This is a genomic window from Mesorhizobium sp. M0166 (assembly GCF_040322255.1).
Classification (GTDB): Bacteria; Pseudomonadota; Alphaproteobacteria; order Rhizobiales; family Rhizobiaceae; genus Mesorhizobium.
In genome coordinates, this window is sequence record NZ_JAMYTD010000009.1 from 58,563 (window position 1) to 76,804 (window position 18,242).

General features: G+C 63.5%; 14 protein-coding genes and 1 pseudogene. 7 read left to right on the forward strand and 8 right to left on the reverse strand.

Translation table 11 applies throughout. The annotated features are described in order from the left end of the window. Positions 1–5 precede the first annotated feature (5 nt). The 3 genes from fdhF to NKJ46_RS13095 are packed head-to-tail and all read left to right on the forward strand — an operon-like array spanning position 6 to position 4,047. Positions 6–2,918 carry a formate dehydrogenase subunit alpha gene (gene fdhF, locus NKJ46_RS13085; RefSeq protein ID WP_352665377.1) on the forward strand — a complete coding sequence of 971 codons (2,913 nt, stop codon included), beginning with the start codon at positions 6–8 and terminating at the stop codon, positions 2,916–2,918. 3 nt (positions 2,919–2,921) lie between these two features. After that, positions 2,922–3,752: a formate dehydrogenase accessory sulfurtransferase FdhD gene (gene fdhD, locus NKJ46_RS13090; protein ID WP_352665378.1), complete on the forward strand. Its 831-nt coding sequence runs from the start codon at positions 2,922–2,924 to the stop codon at positions 3,750–3,752. Beyond that, positions 3,742–4,047 carry a formate dehydrogenase subunit delta gene (locus NKJ46_RS13095; RefSeq protein WP_352665379.1) on the forward strand — a complete coding sequence of 102 codons (306 nt, stop codon included), beginning with the start codon at positions 3,742–3,744 and terminating at the stop codon, positions 4,045–4,047. The genes fdhD and NKJ46_RS13095 overlap by 11 nt, the downstream gene beginning before the upstream one ends. 12 nt (positions 4,048–4,059) lie before the next feature. Here the strand turns inward: NKJ46_RS13095 and NKJ46_RS13100 are convergent, their stop codons facing one another. Together NKJ46_RS13100 and NKJ46_RS13105 are read right to left on the reverse strand one after the other, a co-directional pair. Then, positions 4,060–4,560, reverse strand: coding sequence for an MmcB family DNA repair protein (locus NKJ46_RS13100; RefSeq protein ID WP_352665477.1), 501 nt, complete (start codon positions 4,558–4,560; stop codon positions 4,060–4,062). Between the two features lie 1,445 nt (positions 4,561–6,005). Beyond that, positions 6,006–6,305 carry a DUF1330 domain-containing protein gene (locus NKJ46_RS13105; protein ID WP_352665380.1) on the reverse strand — a complete coding sequence of 100 codons (300 nt, stop codon included), beginning with the start codon at positions 6,303–6,305 and terminating at the stop codon, positions 6,006–6,008. 154 nt (positions 6,306–6,459) lie between these two features. Here NKJ46_RS13105 and NKJ46_RS13110 point away from each other — a divergent pair, with 154 nt between their 5' ends. Beyond that, entirely contained in the window at positions 6,460–6,786 is a 327-nt protein-coding gene (locus NKJ46_RS13110; protein ID WP_352476054.1) for a GYD domain-containing protein, read from the forward strand. A gap of 164 nt (positions 6,787–6,950) precedes the next feature. Beyond that, entirely contained in the window at positions 6,951–7,079 is a 129-nt protein-coding gene (locus NKJ46_RS13115) for a hypothetical protein (protein ID WP_352665381.1), read from the forward strand. 165 nt (positions 7,080–7,244) lie between these two features. On the opposite strand, the pseudogene NKJ46_RS13120 reads toward NKJ46_RS13115, so the two are convergent. Then, positions 7,245–7,319: pseudogene (locus NKJ46_RS13120) on the reverse strand (Cu(I)-responsive transcriptional regulator); the annotation flags it as partial. Between the two features lie 221 nt (positions 7,320–7,540). Here NKJ46_RS13120 and NKJ46_RS13125 point away from each other — a divergent pair. Then, positions 7,541–8,158 carry a L,D-transpeptidase gene (locus NKJ46_RS13125; RefSeq protein ID WP_352665382.1) on the forward strand — a complete coding sequence of 206 codons (618 nt, stop codon included), beginning with the start codon at positions 7,541–7,543 and terminating at the stop codon, positions 8,156–8,158. A gap of 110 nt (positions 8,159–8,268) precedes the next feature. Here the strand turns inward: NKJ46_RS13125 and NKJ46_RS13130 are convergent, their stop codons facing one another. The 5 genes from NKJ46_RS13130 to NKJ46_RS13150 form a co-directional block, all read right to left on the reverse strand. Further along, positions 8,269–8,838 (reverse strand): NifU family protein, encoded by a 570-nt coding sequence (locus NKJ46_RS13130; protein WP_352665383.1) that lies wholly within the window; start codon positions 8,836–8,838, stop codon positions 8,269–8,271. 278 nt (positions 8,839–9,116) lie between these two features. Then, positions 9,117–9,608, reverse strand: a complete 492-nt coding sequence (locus tag NKJ46_RS13135) for a universal stress protein (RefSeq protein WP_352469977.1) — start codon at positions 9,606–9,608, stop codon at positions 9,117–9,119. Between the two features lie 89 nt (positions 9,609–9,697). Further along, positions 9,698–10,780, reverse strand: a complete 1,083-nt coding sequence (trpS, locus tag NKJ46_RS13140; protein WP_352665384.1) for a tryptophan--tRNA ligase — start codon at positions 10,778–10,780, stop codon at positions 9,698–9,700. A gap of 283 nt (positions 10,781–11,063) precedes the next feature. Continuing rightward, the gene (gene murJ, locus NKJ46_RS13145) at positions 11,064–12,662 is read right to left on the reverse strand and encodes a murein biosynthesis integral membrane protein MurJ (RefSeq protein ID WP_352665385.1); all 1,599 of its coding nucleotides are present in this window, start codon (positions 12,660–12,662) and stop codon (positions 11,064–11,066) included. 46 nt (positions 12,663–12,708) lie between these two features. Further along, entirely contained in the window at positions 12,709–15,507 is a 2,799-nt protein-coding gene (locus NKJ46_RS13150) for a [protein-PII] uridylyltransferase (protein ID WP_352665386.1), read from the reverse strand. Between the two features lie 226 nt (positions 15,508–15,733). Here NKJ46_RS13150 and NKJ46_RS13155 point away from each other — a divergent pair, with 226 nt between their 5' ends. Then, on the forward strand, positions 15,734–18,238 hold the full coding sequence (locus NKJ46_RS13155) for a heavy metal translocating P-type ATPase (RefSeq protein ID WP_352665387.1): 2,505 nt from the start codon (positions 15,734–15,736) through the stop codon (positions 18,236–18,238). Positions 18,239–18,242: the final 4 nt, after the last annotated feature.

The window sequence follows — 18,242 nt, forward strand, 5'->3', positions numbered from 1 at the left end:
CAGGCATGAACGCGGCATTCGACATCAAATCGCTGGTCCAGGAAATCGACTACGGCACACCCGCCTCTGAAGCGGAACAAAAGGTAACGCTGACCGTCGACGGCAAGTCGGTAACGGTGCCGGCGGGGACCTCTATCATGCGCGCTTCGATGGAAGCGGGCGTCGAAATCCCGAAACTCTGCGCCACCGACATGCTGGACTCGTTCGGCTCCTGCCGCGTCTGCCTCGTCGAGATCGATGGGCGCGGCGGCACGCCGGCCTCGTGCACGACGCCGGTCGGCGAAGGCATGGTCGTGCATACACAGAGCGACCGGCTAGACGCCATTCGCCGCGGGGTGATGGAACTCTACGTCTCCGACCACCCGGCGGCGTGGGGCGAGAAGGCCGGCACCGGCGCCAGCGAGTTCGACAAGGTCGCCAGGACGGTCGGCCTGACCGAGAACCGCTATGGTGTGGACGGCCGCAACCACGTCAAACAGGAAAACGGAGTGGCGCCCGGCCATGGCTCGCTGACCATCGACTACATCGCCCGCGATGAATCGAACCCGTATTTCACCTACGATCCGGCGCAGTGCATCGTCTGCTCGCGCTGCGTGCGCGCTTGCGAAGAGGTGCAGGGCACGTTTGCGCTGACCATAGAGGGACGCGGCTTCGAATCCAGGGTCTCGGCCGGCATGCACGAGGCGTTCGTCGATTCCGAATGCGTGTCGTGCGGGGCCTGCGTGCAGGCCTGCCCGACCGATGCGCTGAGGGAAAAGACCGTGCTGGCGAAAGGCCTGCCCGAGCGCTCGACCGTCACCACCTGCGCTTATTGCGGCGTCGGCTGCTCGTTCAAGGCCGAGGTCAAGGGCGACGAGGTCATCCGCATGATGCCCTACAAGGCAGGCAAGGCTAACCACGGCCACTCCTGCGTCAAGGGCCGCTTCGCCTATGGCTACGCGACGCATAAGGACCGGATCCTGAAGCCGATGATCCGCGAGCGGGTCAGCGATCCGTGGCGCGAAGTGTCGTGGGAAGAGGCGCTCACCCATACGGCGAATGAATTCCGCCGCATCCAGTACCAGTACGGCCGCACCTCGATCGGCGGCATCACCTCCTCGCGCTGCACCAACGAGGAGACCTACCTCGTCCAGAAGCTGGTCCGGCAGGGCTTCCGCAACAACAATGTCGACACCTGCGCCCGCGTCTGCCATTCCCCGACCGGCTATGGCCTCGGCCAGACCTTCGGCACCTCCGCCGGAACGCAGGACTTCGATTCGATCGAGCAGACGGACGTGATCCTGCTGATCGGCGCCAATCCGACCGATGCGCATCCGGTGTTCGCCTCGCGCATGAAAAAGCGCATGCGCCAGGGCGCCAAGCTGATCGTGCTCGATCCGCGCCGCACCGACATCGTGCGCTCGGCCCATGTCGAGGCGCAGTTCCATCTGCCGCTGAAGCCGGGCACCAACGTCGCCATGCTGACCGCGCTCGCCCATGTCATCGTCACCGAAGGCCTGTTCGACGAGGCTTTCATCCGCGAGCGCTGCGACTGGGACGAGTTCCAGGACTGGGCATCGTTCGTGGCGCTGCCGGAAAACAGCCCGGAGGTTGTCGGCCAGCTCGCCAATGTCGATCCCGATGACATACGCGGCGCAGCGCGGCTCTACGCCCGCGGCGGCAACGGCGCGATCTATTACGGCCTCGGCGTGACCGAGCACAGCCAGGGCTCGACCACCGTCATCGCCATTGCCAACCTCGCCATGGCGACCGGCAATATTGGCCGGCCGGGCGTCGGCGTGAACCCGCTGCGCGGCCAGAACAATGTGCAGGGCTCCTGCGACATGGGCTCGTTCCCGCACGAGCTTCCCGGCTATCGCCACATTTCAGGCGACGCCGTGCGCGCCATCTATGAGAGCCTGTGGGGCGTCAAGCTCGACGACGAGCCCGGCCTGCGCATCCCCAACATGCTGGACGCCGCCGTCGACGGCTCGTTCAAGGGGCTCTATGTGCAGGGCGAGGACATCCTGCAGTCGGACCCCGACACCAAGCATGTCGCCGCCGGCCTTGCCGCGATGGAATGCGTGGTCGTGCACGACCTCTTCCTCAACGAGACGGCCAACTACGCGCATGTCTTCCTGCCCGGCTCGACCTTCCTCGAGAAGGACGGCACCTTCACCAATGCCGAGCGCCGCATCAACATGGTGCGCAAGGTGATGGAGCCGAAATGCGGCTATGCCGACTGGGAAACGACGCAGGAGCTCGCCAAGGCGCTCGGCCTCGGCTGGAACTACACGCATCCGTCTGAGATTATGGACGAGATCGCCAAGACGACACCGAGCTTTGCCGGCGTTTCCTTCGACCTTCTCGACCGGGTGGGCTCGGTGCAGTGGCCCTGCAACGAGAAGTCGCCGGAAGGCACGCCGATCATGCATATTGGCGGCTTCGTGCGCGGCAAGGGCAAGTTCATCCGCACCGAATACGTCGCGACCGACGAAAGGACCGGACCGCGCTTCCCGCTGCTGCTGACCACCGGCCGCATCCTGTCCCAATACAATGTCGGCGCGCAGACCCGGCGCACCGACAACGTCGTGTGGCATAGCGAGGACCGGTTGGAGATCCATCCGCATGACGCCGAAAATCGCGGCCTGCGCGACGGCGACTGGGTGCGGCTGACCAGCCGCTCCGGCGAGACGACGCTGCGCGCGCTGATCACCGAGCGGGTGTCGCCGGGCGTCGTCTATACGACCTTCCACCATCCCGACACCCAGGCCAACGTCATCACCACCGACTTCTCCGACTGGGCGACCAACTGCCCGGAATACAAGGTGACCGCGGTGCAGGTGGGCGCGTCCAACGGCCCGTCGGAATGGCAGCGCGACTATGACGAGCAGGCAAAGCAAAGCCGCCGCATCGCGAAGTTGGAAGCGGCGGAGTAGTCCTTGACCGCGCGCCGCAAAGCCATTGCGCAGATCTCGCGCCTCGCGCGCCGCGCGGGCGGCACCGCGGCCGCCAACCGGATGGTGCCGGAAGAGACGCCGGTGGCGTTCTCCTTTGCCGGCACCACGCATGCGGTGATGATGGCAAGCCCGGCTGATTTCGAGGATTTCGCGCTCGGCTTCTCGCTGACCGAAGGCATCATTGCCTCGCCGGACGAAATCGAAGCCATCGAGGTCGAGGATCACGGCGCCGGCATCGATATCCAGATCAGGCTGAAGGACAGCGCCAACACCCGCTTCGAGGCGCGGCGCAGACGGCTGGCCGGCCCGGTCGGCTGCGGGCTGTGCGGCATCGAATCGATCGAGGAAGCAATGCGCTCGGTCGAGCCTGTCGGTGCGTCGAAACTTACACTTCAGGCCGATGACATCGTCCGCTCAGTCAAGCTTTTGTCGAAGCTGCAGCCGCTGCACGCCGAAACCGGCGCGGTCCACGCCGCCGGCTGCTATATGCCCGGCAAGGGCATCGTCATGGCGCGCGAGGATGTCGGCCGCCACAATGCGCTGGACAAGCTGGCCGGCGCGCTGGCCAGGGCCGGTATCGACGGCGCCGGCGGTGCGGTCGTCGTCACGTCGCGCGTTTCGGTCGAGATGGTGCAGAAGACCGCGGCGATCGGCTCGGCCGTTATCATCGCCGTCTCGGCACCGACGGCACTTGCCATCCGCACCGCAGACGACGCCGGGATGACGCTGGTGGCGCTGGTGCGCGGCGACGATTTCGATATTTTCACCCATCCTGACCGCGTGGTTTCCGGAGTTGCCAAGCATGTCGCATGACGAAGGCCACCTCATGAGCACCAGCGAAAAGCTGGTTCGCATGGCCAACCAGATCGCCGCCTTTTTCCACTCCAAGCCGCGCGAGCAAGGCATTGCCGGCGTCGCCGAGCACATCAACAAGTTCTGGGAGCCGAGGATGCGCCGGCAATTGTTCGAGATGCTGGACAGCGGCGACGAAGGGTTCAACGAGCTTGTGATCGCGGCCGCGCCCAGGATCAAGCGGCCGGGCGCGCCGGAGGGCGCAGGTTTTAGCGTCGGCGGAGCAAAGGCCGAGACCGCCGGGTCACGGAAGTAGCTTTACGAAGGCCTATTCGCTTTCACCCTCCAGCGCCGGCACCGACACCCCGGCAAGCTCCGCTGCCAGCAGCCGCGCAGCACCGGCGCGCGCGATCCTCAGCATCAGCGCCTTGCGCGTCGCCGCCGCCATCCGGTGTTCGGGCGCATCGCGCAAAATCTCGGCACCATAGCCGTCCGAGAGAATGAAGCCGCATTCCTCCGGAAAGATTTCGGAAGGCACGCCGGGATGCGTGGCGAAGAAGAAGCGGTCGGAATGCAGCCGGTAGTCCGGCCATTTGCGGTCGACCCTGAAATCCTCGACCGAGGATTTGATCTCGATGATCCAGATGTCGCCCTGGCGGGTCAGCGCTACGAGGTCGGCGCGGCGCCCGGTGGCCAGCGACAGTTCGGGCAAGACATGCGCGCCCATCTGTTTGAGCAGCCGCTGCACGCCACGCCTGACCAGCATGGCGCGCTCCGACTGGCGGCCGTCGATGAGCGGGTTGAGGGGTAGAGGTGAGATGATCGGCATGGCCGCACCATGCCAGATTTTGTTCACGGTTTGAACCCGGTTTTTGCGGGCGACTGTATGGTTGACAAACCCAAGGTGCGGATTCGTTAAGGACGAGACAGGCCGGCACCGATTTGACTCGCTAATCCCTGACTAAAGCGTACTGAAGGAACGTCGCTGGCCAATTTGAACGGGCGCCTGGCGCTTGGAAGAGTCGATCACGCTTTCGCCCCACAAGGGAAAAGCAAATGTCACACGACACTTCAATCGATTCCAGGCAGCTTTCAATGCTCGCTACCGTGCTCAAAGGCTACTGCGACGAAGCTGGAATCCCCGAATGGCACCCCGCACGGCAACACTTCGGGCGGCGTCTCATGAGCCTGTTCCAATCCGGAGTAATTGAGCCTGACGCTCTGAAAGCCAAGATGAACGATGGCTATGAAGATTGGCTAGGCGAGATCGGCGCAACCGGTCCTTTCATACCGCCCAAACTATCGTCCGAAGACCGTCTCGTAGGCGACAATATCTTGCCCGGATCGGATCGTAGAGGCAGACCAGCAGGCTGACGCTACCCACCCTTAGGGGTCCCTTAGGGGGGACACGAAAACGCCGCTCGACCGGAAGGGAGCGGCGTTTACCAAGTGTGGTGTCCTACTCTAGACGAAACCCCGATTGGTCGGGGCCGTCGGATTCGCACCGACGTTTCCAGCTTGTTCGCTATCATTTTGTAGATAGTGATCGCCCATCGTCCTTACAAGCGCCATCGGCGCTACCCAGCCGTAGGGGAATGGCTAGGCGATTACCTGGCTGACAAACCTATCTGCAAAATACTGTGGAGCGGTCGCCACAAGGCCCGCTCTTCCACAAGGCGGGCCGCTCGCGTTATGAATGCGGTTCCTACTGGTGAGGGGAGCTATGTTTTCGCGAGGCGTCGCGGTTGATCTAATATTCACCGCTGCATGCCCGATAGTGGTCGCAGCGTAATCAAAAAGGTGGCGAAGCATGGTTACTGAGAATGCAAGTTTGACGGTCGAGCAGACTAGGCTCAATAGGATGCTCACGCGGGGCGTCGTATTTTCCGTCATTTGGCTCGCCGGTTTCGGGTCTTCTTATGCACTCTATCAGGGGCTTCTGGCGCGACGGATGATAAAAATGAATCCCGTACTTCGGGGAAATGGCCGCGCCTGGTGGTGCATCATTGTGGGAGGGCTTGGGGCCGCAGTCTTATGTGCGATAGTTGGCGCCGGCATTTTCAACGCCATGACACAACCCTAGGTCTGCCGATCCGGTGTGGGGCCATATTGATGTGTAGGTCCCGTTCAATGAGTGCTTCCGGCGTCATCCTCCCATCGTTGGCCGTCATTTTCCGCCCGCAAGTTTGAAGCTTGCTGATTCATATCCTGTTCTGTCGCCGGGCCGCCCCAGATATGGCAACTCAGATTTGCCATTGTCATCGACCCAGCCCTCTAGCTAACCGGAATCATGCCCTCCAGAGCAATGATCCTCGTCTTTGCGCAGCGTTCGCGGATGACTTTGAGGCGGCCGTATTCCGGAGAGTCGTACCATGCCAGGAGGGACGCCATATCAGGGAATTCGACAATGACGAGGCGATGAGGTTCCCAATCGCCTTCCAGAACTTTGGTGGCTCCGCCGCGAGCGATGTACCTGCCCCCGTAGCGGGCTTCGGTTGCCGGCACGTCACGGCGGTATTCCTCGAAAACGGCGGCGTCGGTGATGTCGACATCGGCAATGAGATATGCGGCCATTGACTTTACTCCCCTTGGGAAAGGCAATTGAAACAGGTCTATTAGCGGTCCCGCAACTAAGCCACCGGTACTACGCCTCGGAAACGGACTCGCGTTCTCCCGGATTGGGGCGCTTAACTGTCTTGGTGGGGGCAGCTCTGGGAGGAGACGAACCATGCCGATGTATCTCACGCGATTCAGCTACAGGCCCGAAACCTGGGCGCGCTTGATGGATAATCCCGAGGATAGACGCGAGGCTGCCCGTTCTTACATCGAGTCGGTCGGCGGCAAGCTGCACGGGTTCTGGTATGCCTTCGGAGAGTACGATGGCTGGAACCTGTGGGAGGCGCCGGACAATGTATCCATGGCATCCGTCATGCTCGCCATCGGTGCGGGAGGCGCGCTCAGCTCGTACGAGACCACCGTCCTGTTAAGTGTCGAAGAGACGATGGAGGCGCTGGGGAAAGCCAAGTCGATCCGGTATCGCCCACCGGGATCGTGACCGCCGCCCGCGCTTTGCGGAGTGTCGAAGGCTGGGCAACGCTTGCTCTGGAACGGCGCACGTTCCTACACCTTTGCGCAAAAAATGTCCGCTGCACCCTCTTGGCAGCGCCGGCAGCTTGCGCTTTCAATGTCGGCCACGGGTTTTGTTACGAGGAGCACAGCATGACGGAAGATGACGACCGGAAATCGGCGACGCCGGAGGAAATCCGCTCGGCCATCAAAGGATGGGCGGTGCTTGGGGCAATCATCGTTGCCGTGTTTGGTGCCGCCTACGTCATGATCGATAGTTGAATGGCCGACGCTCCTGGTCGCCCCGATGGACGCCTGAAAAGATCGGCACGGTCCTTGGTGCATTGGTGGTGATCGGCACGTTCGGGCTTCTGGCCTGGACCGTACTTCGCGGCGTCCTTTATTAGACCCGGCCCGTCAGGATTATCTCCTGCAGCGGCCGCGTCTCAGGCCGATCTCCTCGAAGGGGCGGATGGTCTTGGCCGGCAGGCCAGAGCGCCGGGCAGCGCCACCGACGTTCACGGCGATTTCCTCGTCTCCGGCTCTTGTTCTTGCCCATTGATTTTGCAGCATAATCCTGCGGGGGCTGTTGCCGAAATGCCATAGTCGCAGGTTTACCAGCACGCAAGCCCAAGGATATAGGCATCGCCCGCTTGGCAAGCAAAGCAAATGCCAGCATGAATGAAGATGAAAAAAGCGGCCGACTCGAGCCGCTGTTGTTTGGGCAGGCATCGGACCTTTTCATGCGCATGAAGTCACTTGCAATCGTCGCGGCCCTGGCGCTGTCGACGGCTGTCGCCGGTTGCAGCACCATCGGCTCGCAGATCTTCACCAACAATTACGGCGCGGTGACCGACGCCGGCTATCACCTGCCGCGCGTTCCGATCGAAAAGGTGCCGTTCAAATACCGCCGGCAGATCGTCGATTACGACACCAAGGAAAAGCCGGGCACCATCATCGTCGATACGCAGAACAAGTTCCTCTATTTCGTCATGGGCGACGGCGAAGCGATGCGCTACGGCATCGGCGTCGGCCGTGAGGGTTTCGAATGGCACGGCACCGCCCATATCGCGCTGAAGCGCGAATGGCCGACCTGGACGCCGCCTTCGCAGATGATCAGGCGCCAGCCGGAGCTTGCCAAGTTCGCCGGCGGCATGGAGCCGGGATTGAAGAACCCGCTCGGCGCGCGCGCCATGTACCTGTTCAACAAGGGCGGCGACATGGGCTACCGCCTGCATGGCAGCCCGGAATGGAATTCGATCGGCAAGGCGATGTCGTCGGGCTGCATCCGGCTGATGAACCAGGACATTATCGACCTCTACGACCGCACCTCGGTCGGCGCCAAGGTCATTGTGATATAAAACCCTTATACGCGGACCGTCTAGGCAACAACACAGACGTCGCAAACAGAAAACCGGGCACTTTGGCCCGGTTTTTTGTTGTCTATCGACGTTGACGATGAAACGGCGCGTCAGGAGACCTGTTCGACGTGCTGCACTTCCGGCACAAAGTGCCGGAGCAGGTTCTGGATACCGTGCTTCAGCGTCGCGGTCGACGACGGGCAGCCGGCGCAGGCGCCCTTCATGTGCAGGAACACGGTGCCGTTCTCGAAACCGCGGAAAGTGATGTCGCCGCCGTCCTGGGCCACCGCCGGGCGCACCCGCGTATCGAGCAACTCCTTGATGGTGACGACCAGCTCCTCGTCGGCCTTGTCGTAGAATTCGCCGGTCTGGCTGGTCTCGGCGGCGGGGCCGCCTTTGGCCATCACCGGCGCGCCGGACATGAAATGCTCCATGATGGCGCCGAGGATAGCCGGCTTCAGATGCTGCCAGTCGGGGCCGTCCTTGGTCACGGTGATGAAATCGTAGCCGAAGAAGACGCCGGTGACGCCGGGGATCTCGAACAGCCGGCCGGCCAGCGGCGAAGCCGTCGCGGCACTGTCGGCATCGCGGAAATCGGCGGTGCCTTCTTGCAGCACTTCCTTGCCGGGCAGGAATTTCAGCGTCGCCGGGTTTGGCGTCGACTCGGTCTGGATGAACATGGCCGTCTCCGTGCCCGTTTCGGGCAGCTAGTTTGGAATAATTCTAATTAGGCTTTATCCGCCCGACATTCAAGCGAAAGGCATCGCGGGAACGGCTGGCGGGCGGAATGTTTTGCTAACTCGCTGAAACGATTGGAGATGTGTTGAGATTCAGGTCAGGCCGAGTCGAAAATGGTGGGTTCCGAGAACCGGAGCGGAGCGTACTTTTGGGTACGTGAGCACCGGAAGCGGAGGAAGCCGCCATTTGCAGGCCGGCCTCACCTGAATATCAGCACATCTCAGGCGAGGCTGTCGATCTCCTCGTCCGACAGGTTCTGCGGCACCACCGTGACCGGGATGGGAAAGGCGGCGCCCTTGCCGGCGACCGCGCCGACCAGCGGCCCGGGTCCTTCCTTGCCGGCGCCTGCCGCCAGCACCAGGATGGCGATGTCCTGGTCTTCCTCGATCAGCTTGTGGATCTCTTCGGTCGGCTTGCCCTCGCGCACCACCAGCTCCGGCTCGATGCCGAGCTTCTGGCGCACCTTGTTGGCGTAGCTGTCCAGTGCGGCGCGCGCCGTGGCGTTCGCCTCCTCGCGCATGATCTTCTCGACGCCCAGCCAGTGCTGGAAATCATCCGGCTCGATGACATAGAGCAGCACCAGCACGCCGCCCGTGCTTTGCGCCCGCTTCGAGGCGTAGGCGACGGCGCGCTCGCATTCGGGCGTGTCGTCGATGATCGCCAGGAACTTGCGGCGATGACCGGCTTCGCGGCTGAGGCGTTTGGAGACCATATTCACCCTGTTCGATGGTTTCGGTCGCAATCTGCCACCGCCACAGCCCGCCCGCAAGCGACCGGCGGCTGTGGCGATATTGGTGCAGCTCAGCCCTGCAGCAGACCGATAATGTCGCGCACGGTCTTCATCGTCGCTTCGGCCAATGCGCCGGCACGCTCGCCGCCATCCCGCAGCACCGCGTCGACATAGGCGCGGTCGCCGGAGATGCGGCGCATCTCGCCGGCGATCGGCGCCAGCTTTTCCACCGCAAGGTCGGCCAGTGCCGGCTTGAACACCGAAAACTGCTGGCCGCCATATTCCGTCAGCACCGCCTCTTTCGATATTTCGGCGAGGCCGGCATAGATGCCGACGAGGTTTTCCGCTTCCGGCCGGCCGGCAAGCCCGTCCAGTTCGCCGGGCAAAGCCTCCGGATCGGTCTTGGCCTTGCGGATCTTCTTCGAAATGGCATCGGCATCGTCGGTCAGATTGATGCGCGACAGGTCCGACGGGTCCGACTTCGACATCTTCTTCGAACCGTCGCGCAGCGACATGATGCGCGCCGCTGGGCCGCCGATGACCGGCTCGGTCAGCGGGAAATAGCCGTTCACCGTCTCCTCGCCGACCTGCATCTCGACGCCGACGCCAAGCGCTGCGATGCGGTCCGAAAAGTCGTTGTTGAATTTCTGCGCAATGTCGCGGGTCAGTTCCAGATGCTGCTTCTGGTCGTCGCCGACCGGCACATGGGTGGCGCGGTAGACGAGGATGTCGGCGGCCATCAGGGAGGGATAGGCGAGCAGGCCGAGCGAGGCGTTCTCGCGGTCCTTGCCGGCCTTGTCCTTGAACTGCGTCATGCGGTTCATCCAGCCGATGCGCGCCACGCAGTTGAAGATCCAGGCAAGCTCGGCGTGCTGCATCACCCGTGACTGGTTGAAGACGATGTGCTTGGTCGGATCGATGCCCGAGGCGAGAAACGCCGCGGTGATCGAACGCGTCTGGTCCTGAAGATCCTCATGGACGAGCTGTGCGGTCAGCGAATGCAGGTCGACGACGCAATAGATGCAGTCGGAGGTGTCCTGCAGGGCGACGAATTTCTTGATGGCGCCGAGATAGTTGCCGAGATGCAGATTGCCGGTTGGCTGAACGCCGGAAAAGACGAGCGGCTTGAAGGGGGACTGGTTGAGGTCGGTCATGGTGTTTCCCTGGCTTGTGGAGGGCCGTTTCGCGCGCGGCGAAAGTCTTGCGACGGCGCGCTTATGGACGAGAGCGAGGAGACGATCAAGAGGGGCGTTGGCCAGGGCGCGCAGGGCTTTGGCCTTGGCCGAACAGAAGGCTGTTTGAGGGGATGGCGCCGACCAGAAACAAAAACCCGCCTCGGCGGGCGGGTCGCTGGAGCCAATTAGCACCATACCGAAATTAGTAGCATAGCTGCCGGCACAAAGCAAGAACAAAATTGGCGCTGACGAATTTTCCGCCTCATGAATCCGGAGATTGCTCCTTGACCGGCTGGGATCCCTTCCGGCCGATATTGCGGCGGATCATGCCGAAATCTGCGCCGCCGATGGCGAAGGCGGTGACGAAGTAGAGCAGCGCCCCGCCGGCGACCAGCGCAAGCAGGGTTACCGCCTTGATCACCAGCGGCGAGCCGGAAGCCAGCCTTGCGGCGAACCAGTGCTCGGCAAAATAGAGCGCCGCCGCCATCACCGCCGCCGACAGCACCAGCCGCGGGATGCGTTTCATGAGCGGCACGTCGCGGCCCCAATGGCCGCGCCGGATCAGTACGGCGAGCAGCATCGCCGCATTGACCCAGCCGGCGACGGCGGAGGCAACGGCAATGCCGGGCGCGCCCATCGTCGGAAACAGCGTCAGTGCCGTCGTAATGTTAATCGCCACCGAGATGGCGGCGAAAATCATCGGCGTGCGCGTGTCCTCGCGGGCGAAATAACCAGGGGTGAACGCCTTGATCAGCACGAAGGCCGGCAGGCCGAGGCCGAAGATCGCCAGGATTGCCGCGACCGTCGGCGTCGAATTGTTGGCGGCAAAGGCGCCGCGCTCATAGACCAGCCGCACGATCGGCTCGGACATGACCAGCAGTGCGGCGGCCGCCGGCAAGGTCATGAACAAAGTGAACTCGACCGAGCGGTTCTGCAGATTGGCCGCCTCGACCAGATTGCCCGATTTCAGCGCCCGCGACAGTTCCGGCAGAAGCACGATGGCGACGGCGACGCCGACGACGCCCAACGGCAGCTGGTAGACGCGGTCGGCATAGGCCAGCGACGACACGGCGCTGTCCTGCGCCGACGCGATCGCCGTACCGATCAGCTGGTTGATCTGGGTGATGCCGCCAGTGATCGCCGCCGGCAGCGCCAGGATCAGCAGCCGCTTGACGTTCGGCGTCATCTTCGGCCGCCGGAAGCCTATCGAAATGCCGGCATGGCGCACCGCCGCCCAGACGATCGCCAGCTGCACCAGGCCGGCCGCCAGCACACCCCAGGCCAGACCGAAACCGACGGTGCGCGCATCCGAACCCTTGTACCAGGCATAGGCAAGCACGGCGATGAGGATGACGTTGAGGAACACCGGCGCCACCGCGGCAGCGAAATAGCGGCGCAGCGAATTCAGCATGCCGGCCATCATGGCGCCGAGCGACATGCAGATCAGGTAGGGGAACATGACGGTCGCCAGTGCCACCGTCGTCTCGAATTTTCCCGGCGTGTCGGCAAAGCCCGGTGCCACCAGGTAGCGCACGATCAGCGGCATCGCCAGTTCCATGGCGATGGTCAGCGCCAGAAGCGCCGTGAACAAGACGCCGAACACCTCTTCGGAAAAGCGCTTGGCGCCGTCGGTGCCGTGCGTCTCGATCTCCTTGGCGAACAGCGGCACGAAGGCGGCATTGAAGGCGCCTTCGGCGAACAGCCGGCGAAAGGTGTTGGGGAACTGGAAGGCGGCGTTGAAGGCGTCGGCGATCGGCCCGGTGCCGAGTGCGGCAGCCATCAGCATCTCGCGGCCGAAACCGAGGGCGCGGCTCATCAGCGTGCCGGAAGCGACCGTGGCGAATTTCTTGACAAGGCTCATGCGCTTGAAGACTGCCTGTGCGATTGGGGCAAATGGAAGGTAACAGTCACTCGGCGGCCGTTTTGGTCTTGCCGCGCTCGGACGCCGTGCCATCGAGCACCGCGATCAGCCTGTTGCGGATGGTCGCCGTACGCGACGGGCTGTCGATCTTCTGGCCGGTAAGATCGGTGACGTAGAACGTGTCGATGACCTTTTCGCCGAAGGTGGTGATGTGGGCCGAGGCGATGTCGAGCGACAGGTCCGACAACATGCCGGTGATCTCCGACAGAAGCCCCGGCCTGTCCAGCCCCTCGACCTCGATCACCGAGAAACGGTTCGACAGGGTGTTGCGGATCTCGGCGCGTGGCGGGATGCGAAAAACCTTCGCGCCGCGCCGTGGTTTGGTGCGCTTCTCGATCATTTCGGGCAGCCAGCTCTTGCCCGACAGCACGTCCTCGATCAGCCGGCCGACGCGCTCGGCACGGCGGCGCTCGTCCTCGTCGCGGTCGAACTCCCTCGAGATCAGGATGGTGTCGAGCGCGCGGCCGTCCGAAGTGGTGAAGATCTGCGCGTCGACGATGTTGCCGCCGGCCGCAGCACAGGCGCCGGCAATCACCGAAAGCAGGCGCGGATGGTCCTGCGCCAGCACGGTGATCTCGGTCACCGCCTCGAACTGGTGGGTTTTCACCATTGTGGCGAGCTTCTTGCCGGCATGGTCGGCCTCGCGGATGAATTCGGCATGGCGGAGCTGGTCGGGAAGATCGACCGCCAGCAGATAGTTCTCGTAGTGCTGGCCGACATAACGCTTGCGGGCCTTTTCCGGCCAGTCGGCAAGCGCCTCGGCCAGTTGCTCGCGCGCCGCCGCAGTCCGTTTGGCGCGCGACACCTCCGAAAACCCGCCGGTCAACAAAAGCTCGGTCTCGTAGTAGAGCGTGCGCAGCAACTGGCCTTTCCAGCCGTTCCAGACCCCCGGCCCGACGCCTCTGATATCGCAGACGGTAAGCACAAGCAGCATCTTCAGCCGTTCGACCGACTGCACGATGGCGGCAAAATCCTCGATCGTCTTGCGGTCGTTGAGATCGCGGGTCTGTGCGGTCATCGACATGACGAGGTGGTTCTCGACCAGCCAGGCGACCGTTTCGGTGTCGGCCGGCGAGAGCCCCATATGCGGGCAGATGCGCCGGGCGATCCTGGCGCCGGCTTGCGAATGGTCTTCCGGCCTGCCCTTGGCGATGTCGTGCAGCAGCACGGCGACATAGAGCGCCTCGCGGCTCTTCTTCAGCCCTGGCATCAGCGAATGGGAAAGCGGATGGACCTTTTCACCGTCGCCGCGTTCGATCTCGGCCAGCACGCCGATGCAGCGGATCAAATGCTCGTCCACGGTGTAGTGGTGGTACATCGAGAACTGCATCATGGCGACGATCTTGCCGAAGTCAGGGATCAGCTTGGCAAGCAGTCCGGCCTCGTTCATGCGCCGCAGATTGAGCTCGGCGTTGCGGTCGGAGGTCAAGATGTCGAGGAACAGCCGGTTGGCCTCCTCGTCGCGCCTGAGCGCCTTGCCGACGAGGCCGAGCGAGCGGGTCAAAAGCTTCAGCGCATCGGGGTGGAATTCCAGGCCGTGCTTGTCGGCAAACCAGAACAGCCTGAGCAGGTTGACCGGGTCGCGCTCGAACACCTCGTCATCGGCAATGTTGATGCGGTGGTTGTCGACGATGAAATCAGCCGTGCCGGCGAGCTTGCGCTTGCGCCGCGAAAAGGTGAGGAAAATGCGGTTGAAGCCCGGCACATGCTTGGCCTGCTCCTCCTCGAGCGCGGCGCAGAAAATGCGGGTCAGGTCACCGACGTCCTTGGCGACCAGGAAGTAGTGCTTCATGAAGCGTTCGACCGCCGACAGGCCGGGATGGGTGGTGTAGCCGAGCCGCTCGGCGATGTCGCGCTGGATGTCGAAATGCAGCCGCTCCTCGGCCTTGCCGGTGAGGAAATGCATGTGGCAGCGCACGGCCCACAGGAAGTCCTCGGCCTTCTGGAATTCCCGGTATTCGGCGTCGGTAAAGACGCCCTTGTCGACCAGTTCCTCGCCGGTGCGCACCCGGTAGAAATATTTGGCGATCCAGAACAGCGTCTGCAGGTCGCGCAGGCCGCCTTTGCCGTCCTTGACGTTGGGCTCGACCAGGTAGCGGCTCTCGCCGGCCTTGGCGTGACGCTCGTCGCGTTCGGCGAGCTTGGCCTGGACATATTCGGGCCCGGTGGTGCGCACCACCTCGTGGTCGAAGCGCTGCAGAAGCTCGTCATAGAGCTTTTGCTCGCCCCACAGGAAACGCGCCTCCAGGATCGAGGTGCGGATGGTGATGTCGGTGCGCGACAGCCTGAGGCATTCGTCGATGTTGCGGGTGGCGTGGCCGACCTTCAGGCCGAGGTCCCACAGCATGTAGAGCATATATTCGACGATCTGCTCGCCCCATGGCGTCTGCTTGTAGGGCAGCAGGAACAGCAGGTCGATGTCGGACCCCGGCGCCAGCGTGCCGCGGCCATAGCCACCGACGGCGACGACCGCCATGCGCTCGGCCGATGACGGGTTTTTGACTCGATAGACATGGGTGGCAGCGAAATCGTAGAGCGCGCGGATGATCTCATCCATCAGATGCGACAGCCGGGCGGCGCAGGCGGTGCCGCTGCCGTCGTCCATCAGCATGCGTTCGGCGATCGCGCGGCCGTCGGCGAGCCGGCTTTTGAGCAGCTTGAGAACGCCGCTGCGCGCGGCCTTGCCCGAACCATCGCCTGCCGTGGCCGCGGTCAGTTCGGTCATCTCGCGGCGCAAGGCTTCGCCGTCGATTAGTTCCTCGAGCTTCAGGGATATTCTTGCCATAAATGCCGTTCGGCCTCGCCGTTTCGGCGGCGTCTATAGCGCGTTTTCGCGGCGCTGGGTATGGGGCGGACGGACGCGTTCTCCACGGCCGCCGACAGGACGATCATCTCGCGCCCGCGGTCGGTTCGGCTAGGGCTTAGGCGCGAAAAATAGAAAACAGCCCTTGACCTTCCAGTTACTGGAAGCACTACCTCCGCCCCAACATCGAAATACAGGGGCTTTCGGCATGACGCATTCCGATCACCATCATCACGCCCATGGCAATTGCTGCTCGGCAAAGGGCGCCTCCTCTGCTGCAGACGCCGTCGTCCGCGATCCGGTCTGCGGCATGACCGTCGATCCGGCCGCCGGCAAGCCGACGGCCGAGCATGGCGGCCATCGCTATCATTTCTGCAGTGAAAGCTGCCGTTCGAAATTCGTCGCCGAACCCCAGAAATATCTGACCGCAACCGATCCCGTCTGCGGCATGAGCGTCGACCGCGCCACGGCCAGGCACTTCTTGCGGCACGAGGGCCAAGGCTTCTATTTCTGCTCCGCCGGTTGCCAGGCGAAGTTCGAGGCCGAGCCGGCAAAATATCTCGGCGACAGGCCGGCGCCGCAGGCGATGCCCAAGGGCACGCAATACACCTGCCCGATGCATCCCGAAATCATACGCGACAAGCCCGGCTCCTGCCCGATCTGCGGCATGGCGCTGGAGCCGATGGGGGTGCCGACCGGCGACGAGGGTCCGAACCCCGAACTGGTCGACTTCACCAGGCGCTTCTGGGTGAGCGCGGTGCTGTCCGTGCCGTTGCTGGTCATCGCCATGGCACCGATGCTCGGCCTGACGTTCCAGGCCTTCATCGATGACCGTGCGAAGGTCTGGCTGGAACTGGCGCTGGCCAGCCCGGTGGTGCTGTGGGCGGCATTCCCGTTCTTCCACCGCGGCTGGGATTCGATCCTCAATCGCAGCCCCAACATGTGGACGCTGATTTCGCTCGGCGTCGGTGCCGCCTATCTCTACAGCGTCGTCGCCACACTGTTTCCAGGCCTCTTTCCGCACCAGTTCCGCGGCCATGACGGCACCGTGCCGGTCTATTTCGAGGCGGCGGCGGTAATCGTCGCGCTGGTATTCCTCGGCCAGGTGCTGGAATTGCGCGCCCGCGAGAAAACCGGCTCGGCGATCCGTGCGCTGCTCGACCTCGCGCCGAAGACGGCGCGGCTGATCGGCTCGGACGGTTCCGAAAACGACGTGCCGCTCGAAACCGTCAAGGCCGGCGACCGCTTGCGTGTCCGGCCTGGCGATGCCGTGCCGGTCGACGGCATTGTGCTCGAAGGGCGTTCTTCCATCGACGAATCGATGATTACAGGTGAGCCGCTGCCGGTCGAAAAGACCGAAGGCGACAACCTCACCGGCGGCACGCTCAACAAGAACGGCTCGCTGATCATGCGCGCCGAAAAGATCGGCGCCGAGACGACGCTGGCGCGCATCGTCGAGCTGGTCGCCAAGGCGCAGCGTTCGCGCGCGCCGATCCAGGGGCTGGCCGACCGCGTCTCGTTCTACTTCGTCCCGGCCGTCGTGCTGGTTGCCGTCATTGCGTTTATCGCCTGGGCGATCGTCGGACCGGAACCCAGCCTGGTCTTTGCCATCGTCTCGGCGGTCTCGGTGCTGATTATCGCCTGTCCGTGTGCGCTCGGCCTTGCGACGCCGATGTCGATCATGACCGCCACCGGGCGCGGCGCGCATGCCGGCGTGCTGATCAAGGAAGCGGCGGCGCTCGAACGCTTTGCCTCGGTCGACACCCTGATCGTCGACAAGACGGGAACGCTGACCGAAGGCCGGCCGCGACTGACCGACGTCGTTGCCGTCGAAGGCATGGCACAGGACGAGCTGTTGGCGCTCGCCGCTGGGCTGGAAAAAGGCTCGGAGCATCCGCTGGCCGAGGCCATCGTCGAAGGCGCCCGCGAACGCGGCTTGAAGGTTGCCGACGCGAGCGGTTTCGATGCAATCACCGGCAAGGGTGTTTCTGGCACGGTCTCGGGACAGAAAGTGGCGCTCGGCAATGCCGCAATGATGGCCGATCTCGGCATCGATACCGCATCGGTCCAGGCCAGCGCCGAGGCGCTGCAGGCCGACGGCAAGACGGCGATGTTCGTTGCCGTCGGCAACAGGCTCGCCGGTCTCGTTGCCGTTGCCGACCCGATCAAGGCGACCACCGCCGAGGCGATCAAGGCGCTGCATGACAGTGGGCTGAAAATCGTCATGGCGACCGGTGATAACGAGCGCACCGCCAAGGCCATCGCAGCCAAGCTCGGCATCGACGCGGTGCGTGCCGGGCTCTTGCCCGAACAGAAGAACGCGCTGGTCGAGGAGTTGCGTGCCGGCGGTGCCGGCGTCGCCATGGCCGGCGACGGTGTCAACGATGCGCCGGCACTTGCCGCCGCCGATGTCGGCATCGCCATGGGCACCGGTGCCGATGTTGCGGTCGAAAGTGCGGGAATTACGCTGGTCAAGGGCGATCTCAACGGTATCGTCAGGGCTCGCACGCTGGCTCGCGCAACGATCCGCAACATCCGCCAGAACCTGTTTTTCGCTTTCCTCTACAATGTGCTTGGCGTGCCGGTAGCTGCCGGCGTGCTCTATCCGCTCACCGGCACGCTGCTGTCGCCGATGATCGCGGCGGCGGCGATGAGCCTGTCTTCGGTCTCGGTCATCGCCAACGCATTGCGGCTCAGGACGTTGAAACTCTGAGTAA